We start from the raw sequence: 23,147 nt of genomic DNA on the forward strand, positions 1-23,147 counted from the left end.
TTCAGACGACCTTTTTATTTGACGGATAAGGACATTATCGAAACTGCGTCGGTCGAAGCAGTTTCAGACGACCTTCTTCAGTAGGGCAAACCCTTACGCTTCTTCCGCTTTGCTGCGGATAATCAGAAGCGGCAGGTGGCTTTGGCGCATAACGGTTTCGGCGAAGCTGCCCATCAGGAGGTGCATCAGGCCGGTTCGGCCGTGTGTGCCGAGTACCAGCAGGTCGGCGCCGTTTTCATCGGCGTAATCGACCAAATCCTGCGCCATTTCGCGTGCGCCTTTGTTGGCGACCAGCAGGTGTTTGACAATGTTTTCCACGCCGTTTTCGCGGGCGGTTTTTTCAGCGAAGTCCAAAACTTCGTTGCCTTGGGCGACGGCGGCAGCCTCGTAGCTTTCGTGTTGCAGGAATTCGGGGGCGAGCGCCATGTATTCGGCGGGGTTGGCGACGTGTACCAAAGTCAGGCGGGCGTTGTTGACGCTTGCCAACTCGGCGGCGTGTTTCAGGGCGTTGAGGGAAGTTTCGCTGCCGTCAACGGCTACAACCAGATGTTTGTACATAGTTCATTCTCCTTTTGCGCCGCAGGCGGCACTTTGTTTCATGCGGTTGGGAAGGGTCCGATATGAAACGATTATAGACTCTTTCGGGCTGCTGCAACAGCCCGTCTGCTTTCCAGTATAATATGTGTCGCATTCGTCCGCAGCGTTTTGCGTTGATTTTCATTCATTTATTGATATATCACAAGGTTGGGTATGAACGACACCGTTTTTCTTCCTTCGCGCCGTTTCGGCGGTATTGCCAGACTCTATGGAAATGAAGCACTGGCGCGGTTTTCGAGCGCGCACGTCTGCGTGGTCGGCGTGGGCGGGGTAGGCTCTTGGGCGGTGGAGGCTTTGGCGCGGACGGGCATCGGTCGTTTGACCTTGATTGATTTGGACAACGTCGCCGAGTCCAATGTCAACCGCCAGCTTCATGCGCTGACCGACGATTTCGGCAAGGCGAAGGTAACGGCGTTGCGCGAACGCATTGCCCAAATCAATCCGCAATGCGAAGTGGAGGAAATCGAGGATTTTGTGACGGAAGACAATCTGGAAACGCTTTTCAGACGACCTTTCGACTTTGTGATCGACGCGATAGACCAAGTGCGCGTCAAGGCGGCGATGGCGGCTTATTTCGTGCGGCACAATCAGCCGTTTATCCTGAGCGGCGGCGCGGGCGGACAGAAAAATCCGGCGTTGATTCAAACCGCCGATTTGAGCCGCGTTACCCACGACCCGCTGCTTGCCAACCTGCGTTATACCTTGCGCAAACGCTACGGCTTCAGCCGCGATACCAAAGAAAAAATGCGCGTGCCGTGTGTGTTCTCGACTGAAAACATTACGCCGCCGCAATCGGACGAAGCGTGTTCGACCGATACTGCGCCACAAGGTTTGTCCTGCGCGGGCTATGGCGCGAGTATGCTGGTGACGGCTTCTTTTGGGCTGTATTGCGCACAGGCGGCGGTGGAACATATTGCAGGACGGAAATGAGATGAATCGATTTTTTAAAGCCTATTTTATCGCCAGCTTGATTTATGCGGTTGTCTTCGGTTTGCTGATGTACGGTGACGGTTTGCTGTTTTCAGGATCCGAATGTTTTGATATTGCACCTGAAAATGAACAGCGTCTACAGTATTGTTCACGAGCTGCTGAAATGTCGGCTTTTGAGAAAGTGTCTTTGAAGGTTTTCTTCTTTCCGTTTTTATCTGTAATGTTATTGTCCCTACTCAATGCCGGCATTATGAAGTGGACCAAACGCTGTACAACTTCGATGACTCTTGCTTTGCCTATTGTCGAATGGTTGATTGTTTGGTTCGTTTTTTTACTGTGGGAATGGAGTAGTCTGGATAGTTGGATGTCAATAGGAGGACTTCTTTTTTTGGGATTGCCTGTTTATGGCATGGCAGCAGTTCAAGCCCTGAGTGTGTTGCGCTCTTCTGCAAATGCCAATCAGAAAATTTGATGTGGGTTTAAGCCTTTTGAAATTTATTTTTTCAGACGACCTTTTTTGCCTATGAACCGATTTTTCAAAGCCTATTTTATCGCCAGCCTGATTTATGCGGTGTGGTTCGGCGTGTTGATGTATGCCGTCGATCCGATGTTTGGCGCAATGGGATGCGACATGCAGTCGGGCGATTATTTGTGTTTTCAGGACGGCTCTCCGCGGCCGTTTACCAATTTCCTTTATCCTTTCCTGTCCGTTCCGATATTCAGCCTTTTGCACGCTGCCATCATGAAGTGGCGCAAACGCTGCTCGGTCGGGATGATTTGGTTTTTGGTCGGCTGCGAATGGCTGCTATTGTCGGTTTGGATAATTGCGATGCTGGCGCGCGATGGCTTTGTGTTTTCCCGCGATGCCGTTACGGTGCTGACCGGTTCGTTTTTCGCCGTTTTGCCTCTGCTGGGCATGGCGTTGGCGCAAACGCTTGCCATTGCCATCGCTTCTTTGAAAAGCCAACGCAAAAAAGGCTGATTTTTGTTTTACTGCACTCGTTTTGGCGAAACCCGCTGCGTTTTCAGACGACCCCGTTATTGATTAACCACCCATCAAACCTAATAAGAAAAAGCTCCTCTAAACATGCCTTCAGAACACCTTATTCCTTCCGCTGCGGCAACGTCGTCTGAACACACTGTCGCGTGGGTATTCGGTCAACCCGTAACCGATTTGCCGCAGGATTTGTTTATTCCGCCCGATGCTTTGAAGGTTGTCTTAAGCAGCTTCCAAGGGCCGTTGGATTTGCTGCTTTACCTTATCCGCAAACAGAATATCGACGTTCTCGATATTCCGATGGTGAAGATTACCGAGCAATATCTGCACTATATCGCCCAAATGGAAGCGTATCAGTTTGATTTGGCGGCGGAATATCTTTTGATGGCGGCGATGCTGATTGAAATCAAATCTCGCCTGCTGCTGCCGCGTCCCGAAGAGGTCGAGGATGAAGAGGCGGATCCGCGTGCCGAGCTGGTGCGCCGCCTTTTGGCTTACGAACAGATGAAGCTGGCGGCGCAGGGTTTGGATGCGTTGCCGCGCGCGGGACGGGATTTTGCTTGGGCGTATCTGCCGTTGGAAATCGCGGTCGAGGCGAAGCTGCCGGAGGTGTATGTCGCCGATTTGACGCAGGCGTGGCTGGGCATTTTGTCGCGGGCGAAACATACGCGCAGCCATGAAGTGATTCAGGAAACCATTTCCGTGCGCGCGCAGATGACGGCGGTTTTACGTCGTCTGAACGAGAGCGGGATATGCAAATTCAGCGATTTGTTCAAACCGGAGCAGGGCGCGGCGTATGTGGTCGTCAATTTCATCGCGCTTTTGGAGCTTGCCAAAGAAGGTTTGGTCCGCATCGTCCAGCCGGACAGCTACGGCGAAATCGAAATCAGCCTGAAACAGGAAAATTTAGAACGCCCGGAAGCGGAAGAGGGCGTTTCAGACGACCCCGCCGCCGACATTGAAGGCGAAACGGCATGATGATTTCACGCTTGGCAAAGCCATACCCATTTTAATCAACTGCCCTTTATATAGTGGATTAAATTTAAATCAGGACAAGGCGACGAAGCCGCAGACAGTACAGAGATAGTACGGAACCGATTCACTTGGTGCTTCAGCACCTTAGAGAATCGTTCTCTTTGAGCTAAGGCAAGGCAACGCCGTACTGGTTTAAAGTTAATCCACTATAAACAAACAGGTACGAATTTATGAACAGTGTTTCCCCGCTCAACCGTAAAGCCTCGCTGTGGGCGGTCGGTTTGATGTTGTTCGCTTTGTTTTTCGGTGCGGGCAATCTGATTTTCCCTGCTTATCTCGGACAACAGGCGGGGGAAAGCTGGTTCTCTGCGATGACGGGTTTCCTGTTGACCGGCGCGGGTCTGCCGCTGTTGGGCGTGATTGCCATCGGCTATTCCGGTTCGCGCGATGTGCAGGCGCTGGCATCCAGGGTTGCCCCTTGGTACGGCGTGGCGTTTGCCGTCGCGCTGTATTTGTCCATCGGGCCTTTGTTTGCCATGCCGCGTACGGCGACGGTGTCGTTTGAGATTGCCGTTGCGCCGTTCTTGAATGAAAGCCAGAAAACAGTCGGGCTGGCGGCGTTCAGCGTGGCGTTTTTCGGCGTGGCGTATTGGCTGTCGATGTCGCCGGGCAAACTGGTGGACCGCATCGGTAAAATCCTGACGCCCGTATTGCTTTTGACGATTGCCGTTTTGGTCGGCTACGCCGCGTTGAATCCGATGGGCGTTCCCGCTGCGGCACAAGGCGATTTTGCCCTCCGTCCGTTCATAAAAGGCATTTTGGAAGGCTACGGCACAATGGACGCACTCGCTTCGCTGGTGTTCTCCATTATCGTCATTGACGCCGTGCGCGCGATGGGGGTGGACAACCGCTCCGAGCTGCTGCGGACGACCGCTGTTTCAGGCATTGTTGCCGCATCTTGTCTGGCTTTGGTGTACCTCTTCATCGGCTATATGGGCGCAACCAGCGTGTCAGGCTTGGGACTTCAGGAAAACGGCGCGGAAGTCTTGTCGAAAACCGCGCATTTCTACTTCGGCGTACCCGGAAACATCCTCTTGGGCGTCATCGTCCTGCTCGCCTGCTTGAGTACCGCCGTCGGACTGATTACATCATGTTCCGAATATTTCAACCGCCTGTGTCCCGGCATTCCTTACAAAATGTTCGTCGTCATCAATACGGTCGTGTCTATGGCGTTGGCGAACAAAGGCCTGTCCTCCATCCTGACCTTCTCCATCCCGATGCTGATGCTGCTGTACCCGCTGACCATCGTCATCATCCTGCTGGTCTTCCTGCACAAACTGTTCGGCGGCAGCCGCATCGTCTATTTCTGCACCATGATGGCAACGCTAGCAGTCGGCTTGCTCGATGCCTATAAAGCCGCATTCGGTTTCAGCGAAGAAGTCGCCGCCGACATCAACGGCGCACTGCCGCTTTACAACGTCGGGCTGGGCTGGCTGCTGCCCGCAACCGTCGGCTTTATTTTAGGGTGCATCCTGAACGCCGCGCTTAAGAAAAAACATAAGGCTTAAATCACAAAACAAAGGTCGTCTGAAAGATTTCAGACGACCTTTTCTATTCAATCCCAGATAAATCCAGAAATTTGATGGATGCTCATTTTCGCAGGCTACCTGACCTTTATGGTTGGTAACCGCACTTCAGATGCGGACCGGTTAACCGGAAACCACAAAATCCACCGTATGCGCTTCGCTGTAATCGGGGATTTCCAGCTTATTGATCATACGATGTATCACATCATTCGGCACGGAATGTTCGCGGTTACGGTTTTGCGACAGCAATTGCGTGTAAGGCACTTCCAAATAAATCAGGTGTACCCGCGCGCCGTAGTCGGCGAACATCGGCAGCCACTTGCTGCGCAGGTCGCGGTTGAGGTTGGTGGCGTTGAAGACAAATGACGTGCGGGCGCGCAGGTATTCTTTTGCCTGCTCTTTACCCAAGCGCACGGCTTCGGCGGTGTGTTTTGGGTCGGCGGGATCGAGTTTGCGCTCGCGGCGGATGTCGTCCAGCGACAACATGGGCAGATGGGCAAGGTGTTGCCTGATGTAACTGTCTTTGCCGCTGCCTGCTATGGCGCACATGGCGTACACGTCAAAGGTTCTGTCGTCAAACGGCTGGTAATCGGGCATTTCGCTGCGGCCGTTGAGGTAGAGATAGCGGCCGTAATCGCTGGCGAAATTGCGCGCTTTGCCCCAGCAGCCGTTTTCTTCGCACAACTCGCGGAACAAGTCGATGCGCAGCAGGATATCCTGTTGGTCGCGGCAGATGCGGCCCAGAACGTCGGCTTTGGCAAGCATGGCGAGGTGGGTGGTATCGACCTGCAAAGAAGCAGAGATGGCGGCGCGTTCCGGATTCGGTTTGTCGATTGCCCACAGCGGCAGTCCGTGCAGGCGCACGAGTTTTGCTATCACTTCGCGCACGGCAAACGGCGCGGCAAGTTCGGTATAAAGCAGGGTACGGGCGGTGTATTCGCCTTTTTTGGCATGGTTCGGAGACACAATCCGCTCTTTGCCGCCTTGGCTTTCGCGCTTGGTGGTGCTGCGTTTTTCTACGTCGTGCAACATGGCGGCGGCAAACAGGATATGTTGCTCCTGCTCGCTGAGTGCTTGGAATTCGGGCAGTTCCAGCAGAGCTTCACACACCATTTTAGTATGGACGAACACATCGCCTTCAGCGTGCCATTCAGGATCCTGCGGCACGTTTTTCATATCGGCAAACCAACTGAAGCGATGCTCCAAGGCTTGCCAGTCGGGAAGTTTGCCGGGTGTGTAATGGGGGAATGTCCACATGGTCGTCTTTCTTATTATTGGATGACTTGACTTCAGGTCGTCTGAAACTGCCAGCTTTGCCAATGGTATTTGTCGTAGTCGATAAGGCGGGCGGGCTTCCAAGTTTTTGTCCAATGCACATCGGTTTTAACGTGTTTGGCGCGAACAAGTTTAAAGAGGTTGTCAAACTCGTTGGACTGTACGGGCAGGTTACCGTTGTTGGTGGCAAAATCAGCGGCATTGCGGATGACGAAACCTTCGCTGCATGCTTCGCCTGTTTTCGGGTCGTAGCCGCCGAGTTTGCCTGCGGTTTGCACGCTGTCTGTCCATGTTGCACCTAAATTGGCGAGCAGCCATTGCGCCAAAGCGGTGTCTTCGTCGGTGTATTTTTGGGTGAAGTCGGTAAGCGGCTGCACGATGGGAAGTTCGGGGACTGTGGGGAAGTCGAACAGCTGGGCATAGAATTTAACTTCTTCCCACGACAGCCAATGTCCGCCGCGACGGACGGCAAAAAGGTAAAAATAGCTTTCCAACTGCGAATAGGCGATGGAGTGGATACCGTACATGTTTTCGCCGAAAAGTTCGAGGTCACCCAAGTCGTCTTTGATTTGCTGCCAGCGTTGCAGCAGCGGTTTGTCCCACGGATGTTGGGTAGGGGCGGCATGGCTGCGGGCATAAAGACCGTGGGCGGCGAAGCAGTTGTTTTGCCCGTCCAGCTTTTCGGTCAATACCAATTGCGGCAGAGTAGCGAAATGCGCGAGGTAGCCGCGAGGCATAAAGCGGTCGTCTGAAGTTGTGCCTAGGCTGATGGGTGCGTGCAGGCTGCGGGCGTATTTTTGTGGTTCGGTGTTCGCCATCATGATTTGTCCTTGAAATTTATTTTTTAAGTTTTTCGGATGGTTTCTGCGGCTGATTATATTTTTTCTACCGTATCGCTTTGTTTGGACACCAAAAGCTGGTCGACTTTCAGATTTTCGGTGTCGATGATTTCAAATTTATAGCCCGCGTAAACCAAAAAATCAGTGCGTTTCGGGATTTTGCGCAGGGAATACATCATAAAGCCGGCGATGGTTTCGTAGTTTTCCGAGTTGGGAAATTCCTCGATGTCCAACGCGCGCATTACGTCGGCGAGCGGCGTGGCGCCGTCCACCAGCCAGGTATCTTCGGTGCGGCGGATGATTTGCGGCTCTTCTTCGGTATTGACCAGCTCGCCCATGACGATGCTCATCACGTCTTTCAGCGTTACCACGCCGACCACCAGCGCGTATTCGTTCACCACCACGGCAAAGTCTTCGCCGGAAGTTTTGAAGGTTTCCAAGACATCGTAAAGCGACAGCGTGTCGGGGATGAACAAGGCTTTGCGCAACACGCGCTTGTCGGTCAGGCGGACGTCTTTTTCTTTTAAAAACAAGGTCAGCAGCGTGTGTGATTCGATGTAGCCGATGACGCGTTCCAAATCGCCATCGCACACCAAGAATTTGTTGTGCGGTTTTTCCGACATGATTTCCAACACGGTATCGCTGCCGTCGTTTTTATCGAAATAGGCGATGTATTCGCGCGTGCTCATGGTGGAAGTCACCGTGCGCGCTTGCATGTCGAAAATATTTTCAATCAGGTAGTGTTCCTGCTCTTTCAACACGCCAGCCTGCGCGCCCGCATCGACGACGGCGTAAATGTCTTCCGAGGTCAGCTGCTCTTGGCGGACGGTGGAGATTTTGAAGAGTTTGAATATCGCGTTCGCCAGTCCGTCAAATGTCCAAACGAAAGGCTTTAGAATAAAAATCAAAAACATCATCGGCCGCACGATGCGCACCGCCACCGCTTCGGGATGGGTCATCGCTATGCGTTTGGGCATCAGGTCGGCAATCAGGATGAAGCTGCCCGTGACCAGCGCGAAGGTCAGCAGCGACGCGGCGGTAGTGCCCCAACTGCCCGCGTTTGCCAACAAACCGCCGAAATAAGGGCGCACCGCCGCTTCGCCGACGATACCGGCGAGAATGGCGACGGCGTTCAAACCGATTTGGACGACGGTGATGAAACTGCCCGGCTGCTGCTGCATGTTGAGCACATCCAGCGCGCGCGTGTCGCCGCCGTCTTTTGCCATGACTTGCAATTTGATTTTGCGCGCCGAGGCGAGCGCGAGTTCGGAGCAGGAAACGAATGCGCTGATGACGATCAGCAGGACCAATAATAATAAGGCTTCGAGAATATTCATGAAAAACGGTGTGTGTGGCAAACAGAGGACATTTTAGCATTAAAGGTCGTCTGAAAAATTCAGACGACCTTTTTGCCAGTCATACTTACCAATCGCGCGGGGCAACCAGTTCTTCGATGTCCGCATCTTCAAAGCCGTAGCTTTGGGCGATGTATTCCATATCGGTGGCAATCGTGTCTCTAGCGACGGTCTCGATTTCGCTGTCGTTTTCATCAAACTCTTCAGCCAATTCGTTGAAGCGTTCGGTAGCTGCGTGGGTTAGTTCGTATAGGGCGTCGAGATTTTCGGGCTGTTCGGTTTCGATTTGACGGCATAGTTCAACTAGGATGTTTTCTCCTTTTTGCACGAGTTTGGGCGGGAAATAATCGTCGTCGTACATATCCTGCAAAAAGGTGTGGTTTGCCAATTCGGTGTTGTTCAGTTGATGACGTGTAGTCATGATTTTCCTTTTCTATTTAGCAGATGGATTTTAAAAAAAGGTCGTCTGAAAGCGCAGCTTCAACGAAGTTAAAACGGTTTTGAGATTTTCAGACGACCTCTGTGGATTGTGGGCGACAGATTAGCCTTTTCCTTCAAACATATGGCTTAACTTTTGGCGGTAAAGCGTTTGTTGACGCGCAGGCGTTCGCCTCGGCCGGCTTTTTTGATTTCCAGCCAGTCGGCGAAGATGGCGTGGATGAGGTGGTTTATGGTTTCAAAGCCGTATTGCTGCGGGTCGGTGCCTTGTGCGGCGAGTTGCTTCGATACGTCGCTCAAACGTGCCCAGCCTTGTTCGTCGGCGTGGGTATCGACTGCCTGCTGTACGGCAGGGATAACGCGGGTAACGGGCAGTTTGCTGCTTTTGGCGGCGGGTTCGGGTTTGACGGGTGTCGATTGCGCGGTGTCTGCCGCAGGGCTTGGTGCGGTATTTTCGTTTTTGGTTGGGTTGGTTTTTTTGCTGCGCGTTTTGCGTTTTTGCGCGGCGTTGGGGTCGTCTGAAACGGTTTCTTCTGCCTGATGGGTTGCCACTGGGTTTTCAGACGACCTCTCTGTCGGCTTGTCGGCGGATTTGCGGCGGCGGACTTGGAGTTGGTTGTTGTCGGTGCGGTGTTCGAAGATGTCGAAGGATTTGATGAGGTCGGAGAGTTTGCCGTAGCCGTACAGCCTTGAGTCGAAATCGGGATTGATTTTGCTGATGTAGCTGCCGATGGGGCCGAGGTTTGCCCAGCCGAGATCGTCGGCGTTTTCGCGCACGGCGCGTTTGAGCAGGGACAGCGCGTCAGGGGCGGCGGATTCTTCGGCGGCAGGGTTGTTTTTGCCGTTGTTCTTCTCTTTTTCCCGGCGTTGTTTTTCGGGACGGAAGATTTCGGTGTAGATGAATTTGTCGCAGGCTTTGCGGAAGGCTTCGGGCGTTTTCTTTTCGCCGAAACCGTAAACGGTCAACCCGCTTTCGCGCAGGCGGCTTGCCAATCGGGTGAAGTCGGAATCGCTGGATACGATGCAGAAGCCGTCGAAATTGCCGCTGTATAGCAAATCCATCGCGTCGATAACCAACGCCATATCGGTGGCGTTTTTGCCTTTGGTGTAGGCGAATTGCTGGACGGGGATGATGGCATGGGGCAGGAGGGCGGCTTTCCATTTGGAAAGGCCGTGGCTCCAGTCGCCGTAGATGCGTTTGACGCTGGCGATGCCGTATTTGGCAACTTCTTCGAGCAGGCGGTCGATGATGTCGGCGGGGGCGTTGTCGGCGTCGATGAGGACGGCGAGTTTTTTGTTGGCCAATGTGGTCATGGGGACTCCGTGGTATTCATGTCAGTCGAGGTCGTCTGAAAACTGGTTTTCAGACGACCTCGATCTTTTAAAGCATATCTTGTATGGCGGCGCGTTCTTCTTCCAGCTCCGCCAGTGTCGCGGCGATGCGTTGGCGGCTGAACTCATCCGACAAGTCCAGGCCTTGGACGATGCGGTAGCTGCCTGCGTCGCAAATGACGGGGAAACCGAAAATCAAACCTTCGGGGATGCCGTAAGAGCCGTCGGAGGGGACGCCCATCGTTATCCATTTGCCGCTGCTGCCGAGCAGCCAGTCGCGCAGGTGGTAGATGGCGGCATTCGCGGCGGAGGCGGCGGACGACGAACCGCGCGCGGCGATGATGGCGGCACCGCGTCCGGCGATTTTCGGCATGAAGACTTCGGTGTTCCAATCGGGTTCGGTAATCATGTCTTTGACGGACTCGCCGTTGCTGGTGGCGTAGCGGTAGTCGGCGTACATGGTCGGGCTGTGGTTGCCCCAGACGCACATTTGCTCGATGGAAGGAATCGGGCGGTTGATTTTCTCGGCGACTTGGCTGACGGCGCGGTGGTGGTCGAGACGCATCAGGGCGGTGAAGTTTTCCGGCGGGATGTCGGGCGCGGACTTCATGGCGATGTAGGCGTTGGTGTTGGCGGGGTTGCCGACGACGAGGACTTTGACGTCGCGATGGGCAACTTTGTTCAACGCCGCGCCTTGTACTTTGAAAATTTCGGCGTTGGCGTGCAGCAGGTCGGCGCGTTCCATGCCTTGCGTACGCGGGCGCGCACCGATCAAGAGGGCGATGTCGGCATCTTTGAAGGCGACTTCGGGGTCGTCTGTGGCGAAGATGTCGGCAAGAAGCGGGAAAGCGCAATCCTGCATTTCCATAATCACGCCGCGCAATGCCTGTTGCGCCTGTGGCAGATCGAGCAGTTGCAGGATAACGGGTTGGTCGCGTCCGAGCATAATGCCGCCAGCGATACGGAACAGGGTCGCATAGGCAATTTGCCCTGCGGCGCCGGTAACGGCGATGCGGACGGGAGGCTTGAGTGTCATGTTTTTCCTTTTGAAGTCGTTGTTTTACTTGGTTTGCGGATTATAACAGCATTGAGTATTAGAGAATGAAAAGGTCGTCTGAAACTGGGAATAAGTTTTCAGACGACCTTTTCGATTGCTGTCTGTCAATTTTCCGCATCGCGGCAGATGTCGATGGCTTCCTGAAGGCTGGAAACGCCGAAGATTTTTAGGTTTGGGAACTCTTTTTCGTTGCGCGGCATATTGGCTTTGGGGACGATGGCGCGTTTGAAACCGAGTTTTTCCGCTTCTTTGAGCCGCTCTTGTCCGCGTGCGACGGGGCGGACTTCGCCGCTTAGTCCGATTTCGCCGAAGGCGACCATTTTTTCGGGCAGCGGGCGGTTGCGGAAGCTGGAGAGCATGGCGAGGATGACGGCGAGGTCGGCGGCGGGTTCTCCGATTTTGACGCCGCCGACGGCATTGAGGAACACGTCTTGGTCGAAGCAGGCGATGCCGCCGTGGCGGTTGAGGACGGCGAGCAGCATGGCGAGGCGGTTTTGTTCGAGGCCGACGGTGAGGCGTTTGGGGGTGAAGCCGTGTGCATCATCGACCAATGCCTGAATTTCGACCAGAAGCGGGCGGCTGCCTTCCTGTGTGACCAAAACGCACGAACCGGGCGTGTCGTCGCGGTAGCTGGCGAGGAAGATGGCGGACGGGTTGGACACGCCTTTCAAACCGTTTTCGGTCATGGCGAACACGCCCAGTTCGTTTGCCGCGCCGAAGCGGTTTTTGATGGCGCGTATCATGCGGTAGTTGGAATGTTGGTCGCCCTCGAAATACAGCACGGTATCGACCATGTGTTCCAGCACGCGCGGGCCGGCAATCGCGCCGTCTTTGGTAACGTGTCCGACCAGTATCATGGCGATGCCCATTTGTTTCGCCATGCGCGTCAGTTGGGCGGCGCATTCGCGTACCTGCGATACGGAGCCGGGGGCGGAGGTGATTTGGTCGGAATACATGGTTTGGATGGAGTCGATAACGACGACTTCGGGCTGATGCTGTTTCAATGCCGTCTGAATCGCTTCCATGCGGATTTCGGCAAGCAGGTTCACGCCTTCGGTGGGCAGTTCCAAACGCTGCGCGCGCAGGGCGACCTGTTGGGCGGATTCTTCGCCGGAAACGTACAGCACTTTTCGGCTTTGCGCCATTTTGGCGATGGTTTGCAACAGCAGCGTGGATTTGCCGATGCCGGGGTCGCCACCGAGCAGGATGACCGCGCCGTCAACCAGGCCACCGCCCAATACGCGGTCGAGTTCGCCCATGCCCGTCGGATTGCGCGGCACTTCGGTAGCGGTCACGGCGGAGAGGGATTGGACGGTTGAGGTATCCGCCGCCCAAGATTGGAAGCGGGCGTTTTTCGGCTCGGGCGCGGCCAGGCTTTCCTGAAGCGTGTTCCACTCGCCGCAATGCGGGCATTTGCCTTGCCATTTCGGTGAAGTGCCGCCGCATTCGGTGCATTGGTAGATGGTTTTGGGGGCTTTTGCCATGATGTTTTCCCTATGGGATTTTTGAAGTGTGAAAAGGTCGTCTGAAAACTGATATCGTTTTCAGACGACCTTTTTTCAAGGATTCGGACTGGGCTTATTTGCTTTCGTCTTTACCGTCTTTCTTGTCTTTTTTCGGAGCCGGTTTTTTCGCCGCCAAACCTAAAGACTTCTGCCATTCGGCTGGATTTTTCACTAAATCCAAGGCTTTGCGGAGCTGGTCGTCTTTGGCAGGATTAGGAATACGACGGCTGGAGAGGTCTTCGTCTTTCTCTTTGTCCTTGCCTTTTTTGGACTTGGCGTTTTCGTCGGCTTTGGCGGCTTCGTTTGAATCAGGCGTACTGATTTCGTTGCTGCTGTTGACGTCTTCGCCGCCGAGCGGGTTGCCGATGTGTCCGGCGAGGTCGGCTTCGCGGCTTTCAAAGGCGCGGTCTTTGTCTTTGACTTCGACGTCGGGAACGATGCCTTGCGCTTGAATCGAGCGGTCGTTCGGCGTGTAGTACAGTGCGGTGGTCAGTTTGACTGCGCTGCCGTTGGACAGCGGAATCAGGGTTTGAACCGAGCCTTTACCGAAACTTTGCGTACCGACGACGACGGCACGTTTGTGGTCTTGCAGCGCGCCGGCAACGATTTCGGAAGCGGAAGCGGAGCCTGAGTTAATCAACACGGTCATCGGGATGGTTTTCAACTCGGCGGGCAGATCTGCCAGCGGGTCTCTGCCGCTCGTGCGGATGTAGTCTTCGGGACGGGCTTTCAATACCATACCCTCTTTGCCGTCGCGGCCTTTGGTGCTGACGACTTTTGCGTCTGCGGGCAGGAAGGCGGCAGAGACACCGACCGCGCCGTCAAGCAGACCGCCCGGGTCGTCGCGCAGGTCAAGGATGATGCCTTTGAGCGGCGCGCCTTTGTTTGCCTTAATCAGGGCTTTGGCGGCTTCGTTGATGCCCGCTACGGTGCGCTCTTGGAATTGGGACACGCGGATGTAGCCGTAGTTCGGCTCGAGCAGGTGGTGGCGGACGCTTTTGACTTTAATGATGGCGCGGGTCAGGTTGACGACGATGGGCTTGTCCACGTTTTTGCGCGAAAGGGTCAGGGTGATTTTGGTACCCGGTTTGCCGCGCATTTTTTTCACGGCTTCGCTGGTGGTCAGGCCGCGTGTGGAGACGTTGTCGATTTTGGCGATGAAGTCGCCGCTTTTCACGCCTGCGCGCTCGGCGGGCGTATCTTCAATCGGGGCGATGACTTTGATAAAGCCGTCTTCCTGACCGATTTCCATACCCAAGCCGCCGAATTCGCCACTGGTGGATTCCTTCATGTCGGCATAGCCTTTTTTATCCATATACTCGGAATGCGGGTCGAGGTCGGATACCATGCCTTTCATCGCGCCTTCAAAGAGGTCGGCGTCGGATTTGTCTTGGTAATAATTGGCTTTGATTTGCCCGTAGACTTCCGCCATGTTGCGGATGGATTGTACGGGTAGGGTTTCGTTGTCTTTTTTGTCTTTTTCGGCGGCAAAGCTTTGAACGCTCAAGCTGAGGGCGACACCGCTGAATGCGCCGAGTGTGTAGAGTGCGACTTTTTTCAAAGTGGATGTTGACATTATGAATAGCTTTCTTTTTGTCTTATTTCATTTCAGACCGTAATGACTGTGAAACGGGGTGGGAAATATTGCTTCAGACGACCTGAATATACATTCGCAAGACTGTATGCGATTTACGCTTGTTAAACAACAGGGTTAGCGTAAAAAATATCTGCGCGGGTGTAAAAGCTTTTGAATATAGGGCCGTCGGGTCGGGTTGTTAAATTTCAGACGACCCCGTGATACGGTAAAAGGTCGTCTGAAAATGTCAAGCCGGTTTGCAGGTCAGCTTATCCAGGAGAGCGGGTTCATTGCCTGCCCATTGTAGCGGACTTCCAAATACAGGCCTTCCATGCCCGAAGGCAGGGTTCCGCTGATGCCCAGGCGGTTGCCAGCGGCTACGGCGTAGCCTTTGGCGACTTCGATTTCGCTCAAACCTGAATAGATGCTGACATAGCCGTCGCCGTGATCGATGACGATGACTTTGCCGAAACCTTCCAGTTCATCGGCGTAGGTAACTGTACCGCCGGCGATGCTGCTGACGATTGCCGGAGTCGTTTGGTAGAACACGCCTTTCCAAACTTCACCGTCGCCGCGGTCTTGTCCGAAGAGTCCGGCAAGCGTGCCGCTGACCGGTTTTTTCAGACGACCCTGCATGCGGCTGAAGCTGTTGGCATTGCTAATTCTGACGTAGGAAGGCGCGCGGATGTTCATGTCTTCTGCGGTCAGGTTGGACATGGCGGCGCGTTCGTCGGCGGCTTTTTGCGCGGCGGCGGCGCGGTCTTTGCGCGCTTTTTCAGCAGCGGCAAGACGGGCTTCGGCGGCTTTTTTACGCGCTTCGGCTTCCTGGCGGCGTTGCTCGGCTTTACGCTTTTCCAAGTCTTTCAGCAAGTTGTTCAGGCGTTGTTCGTTTTCTTTGTGGTTGATTTTTTTCTGCGCCTCTTTTGCCATCTGCGCGTTTTGGCGGCGGCTTTCCGCCTGTTCGGCAGTATTGGTTACACCTTGTCGGCGCAGCGAGGACTGGATGTTGACCTGAAGTTTTTTCAGATATGCCAGCTCGTTGTTGATTTTCTGCTCTTGCGCTGCCAGCTCTTTTTGCTGCTTCTCAAGGTCTTTGATGACTTGATCGTTGGCGGTGTTGATATAGCGGGTGTAACGCAGGAAGCGGGTTTTCTGACCCGGCTCGGCATTTTTCAGGAACAGGGCAACGGCGTTGGGCTGGCTGTTTTTATAGTTGCCTGAAACGAAACGGGAAATTTGCGCGCGCGTATTGGAAACCTGAGTTTTCAGGTAGTTCAAATCAGCATTGAGTTTTTGAAACTTGTCCCATGCGTCGCGCTGTTGGCGGTTGATGGCGGACAGGTTGATACGGCTTTGCTGCAACTGTTTCAACGTGGTGTTGACGTGGATGATGAAACCTTCGTTGCGGCTGCGCAGCGATTTTTTGCTTTCCAAATCATTGGCGGCGGCGGTTACTGCGGCTTTGAATTCGTCTGAATCGGCGGCAGCGGTTTTCTTATCGGCTTTGTCCGCTTTTTTCTCAACGGATTTTTTATCTTGTTTTGCCGCTGCTTCGTCTTTTTTAGGCAACTCGGCGGCTTCTTTTTTTGCCTTTACATTGTTTTTGGCTGCGGGTTTGTCTGCCGCTTTGTCTTTGCCTTTTACAGGCTCGGTTTTTGCGGGAACGGCTTTGCCTGCCTTCTCTTCCGCTTTGGCTTCACCTTTTTTGTTTTTGTCGGCTTTATCTTGTTTTTTGGTTTCTTTGTCGTTTCTGCGTTCTTTGGCACGCTCGTTTTTTGCCGCTTCGGCAGTTTCCTTTTTGCTTTTGGCTACGGGCTTGTCATCTGCCTTGTCCTTGGCGTTTTTGGCGGCAGGTTTCGCTTTGTCTTTGGCAGCTTCTTTTTTAGCAGGTTCGGCATCTTTTTTGTCTTTGACGCTTTTTTTGACAGGCGCAGCCTTTTCCTTAGGCGCGTCTTTGGCGGCGAAAGAAGGCGAAGCGAAACCGATGAGCAGGGCGAGTAAAAGAGGTTTGTAACGCATGATTGGGTTCTGGATCGTTAAAATAAAGGCAATAGGCGGAATTATATAGTCAGCGGGGTCGTCTGAAAATATTGTTTAGGCAATTAAAACGGCGGTCATGCTGTGTTGTTTGTCATATCGGATTCAGTATGGACAAGCTGCACGGCAAGGTTTGGCATCATATTATTTAATATGATGCTCCGTTTATTTTTGTTGTAAAACCGACGGCACGAATCGGGCGATGGTATCGCGCAGGACGATGAGTTTGCCGTGGAAGAAATGGGATGAGCCGGCGATGGTGATGACGGGCAAACCTTGCGGTTCCGCCCATGTCCAAGCCTTGCTGATTTCAACGACTTCGTCTTCTGCGCCATGAATCATCAGGGTTTTGGTAATGTCAGGGACGGCTGAAGGCTCGGGACGGTCGGTGTAGTGGTGTACTGCCGCGCCGATAAGCAGCAACAAATCCGGTTCGCGCTCTTGGGCGGCGAAGGTGGCGACATAGCCGCCGAAGGAGAAACCTGCCAATGCGAACAGTTCGGCTTCGGGGTGTTGTGCGCGGGCATAGTCGATGACGGCGATGCAGTCTTGCGTTTCGCCGCGTCCGTAATCGTGTGTGCTTTCGCTGTTGCCTACGCCGCGCAGGTTCGGCAGGTAGCAGTGGAAGCCGAGGTGCGATAAGGCTTTGGCGGCGGTTTGGATGACTTTGTTGGTGTTCGTGCCGCCTTGCAGCGGGTTGGGATGGTTGATGACTGCCACACCGCGTGCAGGTGTTTGCGCGGCAGGCAGGAAGATGGTTTCGAGCAGGCCGACAGGGCCGGATATTTGGATGATGTCAGGTTTTAACATGGGTTTTCCTTTATTTTGTGTGTGCTGTGAGGACGGTTTATTGCTTTATCAGGTGTTGCCGTCGCCCAATCTGTATTTAGGTTTTCAGACGACCTGTTCATCTCACAGATAAAAATGTTTGCCGTTGTTCGGGTTGCTTGCTTTCAAATCGTTCAACATCCGTTTGAAATCCAAGCCGTATTGTTCGCTTAATTTTTCCGCGCGTTTTTTCAGCTTGTCGAGGTTTTGCTCTTTCGGGCTGCTTTGGAACGCCATCACCGCCATATTGCCGTGACTTTCGGCGGGCAGTTCCAGCACGCGGCCTTCGAAGACGTTGAGCAGGCGTTCGATAAAGCGTTGGTAGCGTTTGTCGCCGCTCCACCAGTTGGTCACGAACACGCCGTCGGGTGAGAGGGCGTGGCGGCAGTCTTGGAAGAAGGGTTCTTCCACCAGCGCGTCGATGATTTGTTCGCCGTCGAAGCCGTCCACCAAAATCACGTCGGTATTGTGGCGGAACACTTTGATGTATTCCGCGCCGTCCGCTTCGACGATTTCAAAGTTTTCCCCTTCAAACGGCAGCTCGAACAGGCTGCGGGCGACGGCGATGACCTGCGGGTTGATGTCCACGGCGGTTTGTTTGGTGTCGGGCAGGTAGCTGTCTATCCAGCGCGCGAATGAGCCGCCGCCCAAGCCGATTTGGGTGATGTGTTTCGGCGTTTCTTCCGCAAACAGAAGCCAGCCCATCATTGCGCGGCTGTACGACAAAACCAGTTCGGCGGGATGGTCGAGGTTCATCGAGCTTTGGATGGTGTCGCTGCCTAGATGCAACGAGCGGATGTTGCCTTCTTCGGAAATGCCGACTTCGGGTAGGTCGGACTTGGCGGGGCGCAGGCGGCGGTAGGGGTGTCGTGGCATGGTGTAGGACGGATGGAGGGGAAAGGGGGGTATTTTATCAGAGTGTCGTCTGAAATGCTTTTTGTGCGGTTGTTTTTCAGACGACCTTTCGGTTATATGTCTGAGCGGCTTGGTTTATATATGGGGTAATCATTACGCTTGAAATAAATTTCTTTTTAAATCAGATATTTTTTATAAAAATTTACTTTGTGGGCAGTAAGCTATTGCCAAGTGGGGCAGTTAACGGCATAATTCGGCTTCTTTGCCGGTATAGCTCAGTTGGTAGAGCACCTGACTTGTAATCAGGGGGTCCCGAGTTCGACTCTTGGTGCCGGCACCAGTTTATCGCTGAAGGTGCCGCAAGGTATTTCAGTAAGCCGGTATAGCTCAGTTGGTAGAGCACCTGACTTGTAATCAGGGGGTCCCGAGTTCGACTCTTGGTGCCGGCACCAATCAAACAGCCCGATTGTGAAGCAGTCGGGCTGTTTTGCGTTTGCCGTTCGGGTGGCAGGGCGGCGGGCATTTCACTATAATAGCCCGTTTTAATCTAAAAGGTCGTCTGAAAAAGGCGGAATACATTCTAATGATTACTGTGAACACACTGCAAAAGATGAAGGCAGAAGGCGAAAAAATCGCCATGCTGACCGCCTACGAATCCAGCTTTGCCGCGTTGATGGATAACGCCGGCATTGATGTTTTGCTGGTGGGCGATTCCTTGGGCATGACCGTGCAGGGACGCAAATCCACGCTGCCCGTCAGCCTGCGCGATATGTGTTACCACACCGAAAACGTCGCACGCGGTACGGAAAACGCGATGATTGTCAGCGACTTGCCTTTTGGTGCGTATCAGCAGAGTAAAGAACAGGCGTTTGCCGCCGCTGCCGAACTGATGGCGGCAGGCGCGCATATGGTCAAACTCGAAGGCGGCGTTTGGATGGCGGAAACCACCGAATTCCTGCAAATGCGCGGCATTCCCGTCTGCGCCCATATCGGCTTGACCCCGCAGTCCGTGTTTGCATTTGGCGGATATAAAGTGCAGGGGCGGGGCGATAAGGCGGAAGCCTTGTTGGCAGATGCGAAAGCACACGACCAAGCGGGTGCCGCCATCGTGTTGATGGAATGCGTGCCGGCGGAATTGGCGAAAAAAGTAACCGAAACCGTCTCTTGCCCGACCATCGGTATTGGCGCAGGTGTGGATTGCGACGGGCAAGTTTTGGTCATGCACGATATGCTCGGCATTTTTCCGGGCAAAACCGCCAAATTCGTCAAAAATTTCATGCAGGGTAAAGACAGCATTCAGGCCGCCGTTGAAGCCTATGTTCATGAGGTTAAAGCTAAAACCTTCCCCGCTGCGGAACATTCGTTTGCTTGATACCCTTAACTGAAAAAGGTCGTCTGAAAAGGTTTTCATCGTAAAAACCGAATTTCAGACGACCTTTGTTTGTCCGTGTTCCCAGCGTATAATCGGCGCGTGATTTTCGGGCTGACAAAACACAGCGGATGAGCGCCGCAATCCCGAAAAAGATAAAGGACATTTTCCACCATGCAAATCATTCATACCATTAAAGAATTGCGCGAATGGCGCAAAAACGCAGGCAGCGTTGCCTTTGTCCCGACTATGGGCAATCTGCATGAAGGCCATCTCGCCCTCGTTCGCGAAGCCAAAAAACGCGCCGACAACGTCGTCGTCAGCATATTCGTCAACCGCCTACAATTCGGACAGGGCGAGGATTTCGACAAATACCCGCGCACCTTGCAGCAAGACGCCGACAAACTCGCCAACGAAGGCGTAGCTGTCGTGTTCGCGCCCGACGAAAAAGAGCTGTATCCCAATGTCGAGCAACGTTTCAACGTCGAACCGCCCAACCTCCAAAACGAATTGTGCGGCAAATTCCGCCCCGGTCATTTCCGCGGTGTCGCTACTGTCGTCAGCAAACTGTTCAACATCGTCCAACCCGATACCGCCTGCTTCGGCAAAAAAGACTACCAGCAGTTGGCGATTATCAAAGGCTTTGTCGAAGACCTGAATTTCAATATCGACATCATTCCCGTCGATACCGGCCGCGCTCCCGACGGACTCGCGCTTTCCAGCCGCAACCAATACCTCAGCGAAGCCGAACGCGCCGAAGCCCCGCGTCTGTACCGCGAATTGCAGCGCGTCGCTACCGAACTCAAAAACGGCAATCTCGATTATGTCGGTCTGGAGACAGAAACCGTCCGCCGCCTGACCGAAGCCGGCTGGGTGGTCGATTACGTCGAAATCCGCCATGCCGAGAGCCTAGCTGTCGCACGCACCGGCGACAAAGCCCTTGTCGTCCTCGCCGCCGCCCGCTTGGGAACGACGCGTCTGATTGACAACTTGGAAGTCAGCTTGGCTTGATTGTTGGAATGGAAAAAGGTCGTCTGAAAACCAAATGTGTTTTCAGACGACCTTTTTGTTTGGGAGCGTTTTACATCTGCACCAAGCCGTTGACTGTGATGCTGATTTCTTCTGAGCCGGGAGAAGGGGCTTGGATAGCGTTGTTTTCGTCGCTTGCCGAACGCTTGAACATGGCAGCTTCGGCATTCATCATTTTGGCGCGGGCGAAACCGTTGTCTATGGAACGGTTGCCGATGTGGCCTAAATTGAGTTTGACGATTTTGTAGTTGGAAAAACCGAGCGTTTTCGCTAAGTCTTGCGCGCGGTCTTTGAAGCGCAGGATGGCGGCTTTGCTGACTTGATCAACGGCGGCTTCGCGTTTTTCTTTGGATATGCTGAAGCCGATGCGGTTGAGCGTGGCAGTTTGCAGCGTTTCGTCAATCAGGCGGTTGATGGCGTCAAAGTCTTTGCTTTCGACTTTGAACACGGATTCTTCTTCCCAGCCTGTTTGGATGCGTTTGCCGTTGTTGTTGTATTCATAGCGCGGGCTGGCGTTGCGGTTGAGGATTTCGGTTTGGAGTTTGTTGTTTTGTACGGCTTTGTTGAAGTCGTTGAATTTTTTCTGAAACGCTTTGTTCACCGTAGCGCGGTCTTTGCCTTCGGAAGCAATGCTGAAGTAGGCGGTCATGGTGTCGCGGGTTATTTCGAGATGGGCGGACTCGGCAAATTCGACCATGTTGTAATGAAGGGTGTCGGTTTCGGCTGCGGCGGGCAGGGCGGTTGCGAGTATGAGGGCGGCAAGGATGGGGCGTAACATGGTTTTTCCTTTTGGTATCGGGTGTGGAAACAAATGGTATTGGATAATTTGTATCAGGTCGTCTGAAAGTGCAGCTTCAATGAAGTTGAAAAAGGTTCTGACTTTGCTGCAACAGGTTTCAGACGACCTTTGACGGTGTCAGCCGAAAAAGCCCATTTTGACTTGGATGAGTTTTTCGAGTTCGGGCAGGACGCGGCGGCGGGAGACGAAGAAGATGATGTGGTCGCCGTCTTGGACAATGGTGTCGGTGTGGTGCCCCATGATGACTTCGCCCGTTTCGGCACGGACGATGGCGGCGATGTAGCAGTCGCCCGGCCATTTGATGCCGCTGATGCGCCTGCCGACGATGGCGGAGGTGTTTTTGTCGCCGTGGACGACAACTTCGATGGCTTCGGCGGTGCCGCGTCTGAGGGGGTGGACGGCAACGATGTCGCCTCGGCGGATATGGGCGAGGATGGAGCCGATGGTGATGAGGTGCGGCGACACGACGATGTCGATTTTGTTGCCTTCGAGCAAATCGACGTAGCTGGAGCGGTTGACAATGGTGACGACGCGTTTTGCACCGAGGTTTTTCGCCAACAGGCTGGACATGATGTTGTTTTCGTCGTCGTTGGTCAGGGCGCAGAATACGTCGATTTCGTCGATGTATTCTTCGTCCAGCAGCGTTTCGTCGGTGGCGCTGCCTTGCAGGACGAGGGTGTTGTCGAGGTTTTCGGCGAGCCACTCGGCGCGGCGGGGGTTGTGTTCGACGATTTTGATGTCGTATTTGGATTCGAGCTGCTTGGCGAGGCGGTAGCCGATGTTGCCGCCGCCGGCAATCATGATGCGGCGGGTGCGCGCTTCTTTGGGGCGCAGTTCGCGCATGATGATGTTGACGCTGCTGATGTCGGCGGCAAAAAGTACCTCGTCGCCTTCGATGATGACGGTTTGCGGCGTGGGGACGATGAGGCGGTTGTTGCGGTATATGGCGCAGATTTGGCAGTCCGCGCCTTCGGGGAGGTGTTGGTTGATGTCGGCGATTTCACGGTTGACGAGCAGCCCGCCTTTACGCGCCTGTACGATGACCATGCGGACTTTGTCGCCGGCAAACCTCAATACCTGCAATGCGCTGGTGTAGCTGAGCAGCCCGACGAGCTGTTCGGTAACGAGCTGTTCGGGGCTGATGGTTTCGGTGATGTCGAAGACGGTAAGGCTGCCGTTTTCCGTATCGTCGTTTTCGGGGTAGGGGTATTCCAGATATTCGCTGGAACGGACGCGGGCGATGCGGCTGGGGATATTGAAGAGATCGGCGGCGATTTTGCAGGCGACGATGTTGGTTTCGTCGCTGCGGGTCAGGGCGAGCAGGAGGTCGGAGTCCGCTGCGCCCGCCTGTTCGAGGATAAACGGGGATGCGCCGTTGCCGAGTATGGTTTGGACGTCGAGGCGGCTGCCGATGTGTTGCAGGGCTTTTTCGTCGATGTCGATAACGGTAACGTCGTTGCTGGAAACGGAGGCGAGGTTTTGCGCGACGGTCGAGCCGACCTGTCCGCTGCCGAGGATGAGGATTTTCACGGTTTGGGTGGGTGGTTGGGTAAGGATGATGGGATTGTATAGTATAGTGGATTAAATTTAAATCAGGACAAGGCGACGAAGCCGCAGACAGTATAGATAGTACGGAACCGATTCACTTGGTGCTTCAGCACCTTAGAGAATCGTTCTCTTTGAGCTAAGGCGAGGCAACGTCGTACTGGTTTAAAGTGAATCCACTATAAAACAAAATAAAAAGGCTACAATGTCATCCTTGCCGCAT

The 23,147-nt window shown here is 53.9% G+C and carries 21 protein-coding genes and 2 tRNA genes; 9 read left to right on the forward strand and 14 right to left on the reverse strand.

The window, feature by feature from the left end:
• Positions 1-93: 93 nt before the first annotated feature.
• Entirely contained in the window at positions 94-558 is a 465-nt protein-coding gene (locus MON40_RS05345) for a universal stress protein (protein WP_003755397.1), read from the reverse strand.
• Between the two features lie 192 nt (positions 559-750).
• On the opposite strand from MON40_RS05345, the gene MON40_RS05350 reads away from it, so the two are divergent.
• From MON40_RS05350 to brnQ, 5 genes are all read left to right on the forward strand, one after another.
• On the forward strand, positions 751-1,527 hold the full coding sequence (locus MON40_RS05350) for a tRNA threonylcarbamoyladenosine dehydratase (protein ID WP_003778078.1): 777 nt from the start codon (positions 751-753) through the stop codon (positions 1,525-1,527).
• 1 nt (position 1,528) lies between these two features.
• Positions 1,529-1,999, forward strand: coding sequence for a hypothetical protein (locus MON40_RS05355; RefSeq protein WP_003741001.1), 471 nt, complete (start codon positions 1,529-1,531; stop codon positions 1,997-1,999).
• A 51-nt stretch (positions 2,000-2,050) separates the two neighbouring features.
• Positions 2,051-2,509, forward strand: a complete 459-nt coding sequence (locus tag MON40_RS05360; RefSeq protein WP_003755393.1) for a hypothetical protein — start codon at positions 2,051-2,053, stop codon at positions 2,507-2,509.
• A 105-nt stretch (positions 2,510-2,614) separates the two neighbouring features.
• Positions 2,615-3,502, forward strand: a complete 888-nt coding sequence (locus MON40_RS05365; protein WP_003778081.1) for a segregation and condensation protein A — start codon at positions 2,615-2,617, stop codon at positions 3,500-3,502.
• 227 nt (positions 3,503-3,729) lie between these two features.
• Positions 3,730-5,067, forward strand: a complete 1,338-nt coding sequence (gene brnQ, locus MON40_RS05370; RefSeq protein WP_003778085.1) for a branched-chain amino acid transport system II carrier protein — start codon at positions 3,730-3,732, stop codon at positions 5,065-5,067.
• A gap of 141 nt (positions 5,068-5,208) precedes the next feature.
• Here the strand turns inward: brnQ and MON40_RS05375 are convergent, their stop codons facing one another.
• The 11 genes from MON40_RS05375 to MON40_RS05425 form a co-directional block, all read right to left on the reverse strand.
• The gene (locus MON40_RS05375; RefSeq protein ID WP_003778086.1) at positions 5,209-6,342 is read right to left on the reverse strand and encodes an AAA family ATPase; all 1,134 of its coding nucleotides are present in this window, start codon (positions 6,340-6,342) and stop codon (positions 5,209-5,211) included.
• 32 nt (positions 6,343-6,374) lie between these two features.
• Positions 6,375-7,181: an RNA ligase family protein gene (locus tag MON40_RS05380; RefSeq protein ID WP_003778088.1), complete on the reverse strand. Its 807-nt coding sequence runs from the start codon at positions 7,179-7,181 to the stop codon at positions 6,375-6,377.
• 53 nt (positions 7,182-7,234) lie between these two features.
• A complete protein-coding gene (gene paeA, locus MON40_RS05385; RefSeq protein WP_039862946.1) occupies positions 7,235-8,536 on the reverse strand; it encodes a polyamine export protein PaeA in 1,302 nt (433 codons plus the stop codon).
• An 85-nt stretch (positions 8,537-8,621) separates the two neighbouring features.
• The gene (locus MON40_RS05390) at positions 8,622-8,975 is read right to left on the reverse strand and encodes a DUF5713 family protein (RefSeq protein WP_003778092.1); all 354 of its coding nucleotides are present in this window, start codon (positions 8,973-8,975) and stop codon (positions 8,622-8,624) included.
• Between the two features lie 146 nt (positions 8,976-9,121).
• Positions 9,122-10,306 (reverse strand): NYN domain-containing protein, encoded by a 1,185-nt coding sequence (locus MON40_RS05395; protein WP_003778094.1) that lies wholly within the window; start codon positions 10,304-10,306, stop codon positions 9,122-9,124.
• A gap of 67 nt (positions 10,307-10,373) precedes the next feature.
• The gene (locus MON40_RS05400) at positions 10,374-11,360 is read right to left on the reverse strand and encodes a malate dehydrogenase (protein ID WP_003762913.1); all 987 of its coding nucleotides are present in this window, start codon (positions 11,358-11,360) and stop codon (positions 10,374-10,376) included.
• A gap of 125 nt (positions 11,361-11,485) precedes the next feature.
• Positions 11,486-12,865: a DNA repair protein RadA gene (radA, locus tag MON40_RS05405; RefSeq protein WP_003778096.1), complete on the reverse strand. Its 1,380-nt coding sequence runs from the start codon at positions 12,863-12,865 to the stop codon at positions 11,486-11,488.
• A gap of 94 nt (positions 12,866-12,959) precedes the next feature.
• A complete protein-coding gene (locus MON40_RS05410; protein ID WP_003763010.1) occupies positions 12,960-14,462 on the reverse strand; it encodes a S41 family peptidase in 1,503 nt (500 codons plus the stop codon).
• Between the two features lie 264 nt (positions 14,463-14,726).
• Entirely contained in the window at positions 14,727-16,481 is a 1,755-nt protein-coding gene (locus MON40_RS05415) for a peptidoglycan DD-metalloendopeptidase family protein (protein ID WP_003778098.1), read from the reverse strand.
• 183 nt (positions 16,482-16,664) lie between these two features.
• Entirely contained in the window at positions 16,665-17,309 is a 645-nt protein-coding gene (locus tag MON40_RS05420) for an alpha/beta hydrolase (protein WP_003778099.1), read from the reverse strand.
• A gap of 102 nt (positions 17,310-17,411) precedes the next feature.
• On the reverse strand, positions 17,412-18,203 hold the full coding sequence (locus tag MON40_RS05425) for a polyamine aminopropyltransferase (protein ID WP_003778103.1): 792 nt from the start codon (positions 18,201-18,203) through the stop codon (positions 17,412-17,414).
• 243 nt (positions 18,204-18,446) lie between these two features.
• Between MON40_RS05425 and MON40_RS05430 the strand changes: the two genes are divergently transcribed.
• From MON40_RS05430 to panC, 4 genes are all read left to right on the forward strand, one after another.
• A tRNA-Thr gene (locus tag MON40_RS05430) sits at positions 18,447-18,522 on the forward strand.
• A 36-nt stretch (positions 18,523-18,558) separates the two neighbouring features.
• Positions 18,559-18,634, forward strand: a tRNA-Thr gene (locus MON40_RS05435).
• A gap of 131 nt (positions 18,635-18,765) precedes the next feature.
• Positions 18,766-19,554 (forward strand): 3-methyl-2-oxobutanoate hydroxymethyltransferase, encoded by a 789-nt coding sequence (panB, locus tag MON40_RS05440; protein ID WP_039862949.1) that lies wholly within the window; start codon positions 18,766-18,768, stop codon positions 19,552-19,554.
• A gap of 171 nt (positions 19,555-19,725) precedes the next feature.
• The gene (gene panC, locus MON40_RS05445) at positions 19,726-20,562 is read left to right on the forward strand and encodes a pantoate--beta-alanine ligase (protein WP_003778109.1); all 837 of its coding nucleotides are present in this window, start codon (positions 19,726-19,728) and stop codon (positions 20,560-20,562) included.
• A gap of 70 nt (positions 20,563-20,632) precedes the next feature.
• Here panC and MON40_RS05450 read toward each other — a convergent pair whose 3' ends face one another.
• Positions 20,633-21,358, reverse strand: coding sequence for an SIMPL domain-containing protein (locus tag MON40_RS05450; protein ID WP_003778111.1), 726 nt, complete (start codon positions 21,356-21,358; stop codon positions 20,633-20,635).
• Between the two features lie 138 nt (positions 21,359-21,496).
• Positions 21,497-22,909 carry a Trk system potassium transporter TrkA gene (gene trkA, locus MON40_RS05455; protein ID WP_003762926.1) on the reverse strand — a complete coding sequence of 471 codons (1,413 nt, stop codon included), beginning with the start codon at positions 22,907-22,909 and terminating at the stop codon, positions 21,497-21,499.
• Positions 22,910-23,147 lie beyond the last annotated feature (238 nt).

It is taken from the genome of Neisseria macacae ATCC 33926, from assembly GCF_022749495.1.
GTDB classification, from domain to species: Bacteria; Pseudomonadota; Gammaproteobacteria; order Burkholderiales; family Neisseriaceae; genus Neisseria; species Neisseria macacae.

Bases quoted from the DNA above. Each gene is read 5' to 3' on its own strand.
- MON40_RS05345 (WP_003755397.1), bottom strand. From the start codon at position 558: ATGTACAAACATCTGGTTGTAGCCGTTGACGGCAGCGAAACTTCCCTC.
- MON40_RS05350 (WP_003778078.1), top strand. From the start codon at position 751: ATGAACGACACCGTTTTTCTTCCTTCGCGCCGTTTCGGCGGTATTGCC.
- MON40_RS05355 (WP_003741001.1), top strand. From the start codon at position 1,529: ATGAATCGATTTTTTAAAGCCTATTTTATCGCCAGCTTGATTTATGCG.
- MON40_RS05360 (WP_003755393.1), top strand. From the start codon at position 2,051: ATGAACCGATTTTTCAAAGCCTATTTTATCGCCAGCCTGATTTATGCG.
- MON40_RS05365 (WP_003778081.1), top strand. From the start codon at position 2,615: ATGCCTTCAGAACACCTTATTCCTTCCGCTGCGGCAACGTCGTCTGAA.
- brnQ (WP_003778085.1), top strand. From the start codon at position 3,730: ATGAACAGTGTTTCCCCGCTCAACCGTAAAGCCTCGCTGTGGGCGGTC.
- MON40_RS05375 (WP_003778086.1), bottom strand. From the start codon at position 6,342: ATGTGGACATTCCCCCATTACACACCCGGCAAACTTCCCGACTGGCAA.
- MON40_RS05380 (WP_003778088.1), bottom strand. From the start codon at position 7,181: ATGATGGCGAACACCGAACCACAAAAATACGCCCGCAGCCTGCACGCA.
- paeA (WP_039862946.1), bottom strand. From the start codon at position 8,536: ATGAATATTCTCGAAGCCTTATTATTATTGGTCCTGCTGATCGTCATC.
- MON40_RS05390 (WP_003778092.1), bottom strand. From the start codon at position 8,975: ATGACTACACGTCATCAACTGAACAACACCGAATTGGCAAACCACACC.
- MON40_RS05395 (WP_003778094.1), bottom strand. From the start codon at position 10,306: ATGACCACATTGGCCAACAAAAAACTCGCCGTCCTCATCGACGCCGAC.
- MON40_RS05400 (WP_003762913.1), bottom strand. From the start codon at position 11,360: ATGACACTCAAGCCTCCCGTCCGCATCGCCGTTACCGGCGCCGCAGGG.
- radA (WP_003778096.1), bottom strand. From the start codon at position 12,865: ATGGCAAAAGCCCCCAAAACCATCTACCAATGCACCGAATGCGGCGGC.
- MON40_RS05410 (WP_003763010.1), bottom strand. From the start codon at position 14,462: ATGTCAACATCCACTTTGAAAAAAGTCGCACTCTACACACTCGGCGCA.
- MON40_RS05415 (WP_003778098.1), bottom strand. From the start codon at position 16,481: ATGCGTTACAAACCTCTTTTACTCGCCCTGCTCATCGGTTTCGCTTCG.
- MON40_RS05420 (WP_003778099.1), bottom strand. From the start codon at position 17,309: ATGTTAAAACCTGACATCATCCAAATATCCGGCCCTGTCGGCCTGCTC.
- MON40_RS05425 (WP_003778103.1), bottom strand. From the start codon at position 18,203: ATGCCACGACACCCCTACCGCCGCCTGCGCCCCGCCAAGTCCGACCTA.
- panB (WP_039862949.1), top strand. From the start codon at position 18,766: ATGATTACTGTGAACACACTGCAAAAGATGAAGGCAGAAGGCGAAAAA.
- panC (WP_003778109.1), top strand. From the start codon at position 19,726: ATGCAAATCATTCATACCATTAAAGAATTGCGCGAATGGCGCAAAAAC.
- MON40_RS05450 (WP_003778111.1), bottom strand. From the start codon at position 21,358: ATGTTACGCCCCATCCTTGCCGCCCTCATACTCGCAACCGCCCTGCCC.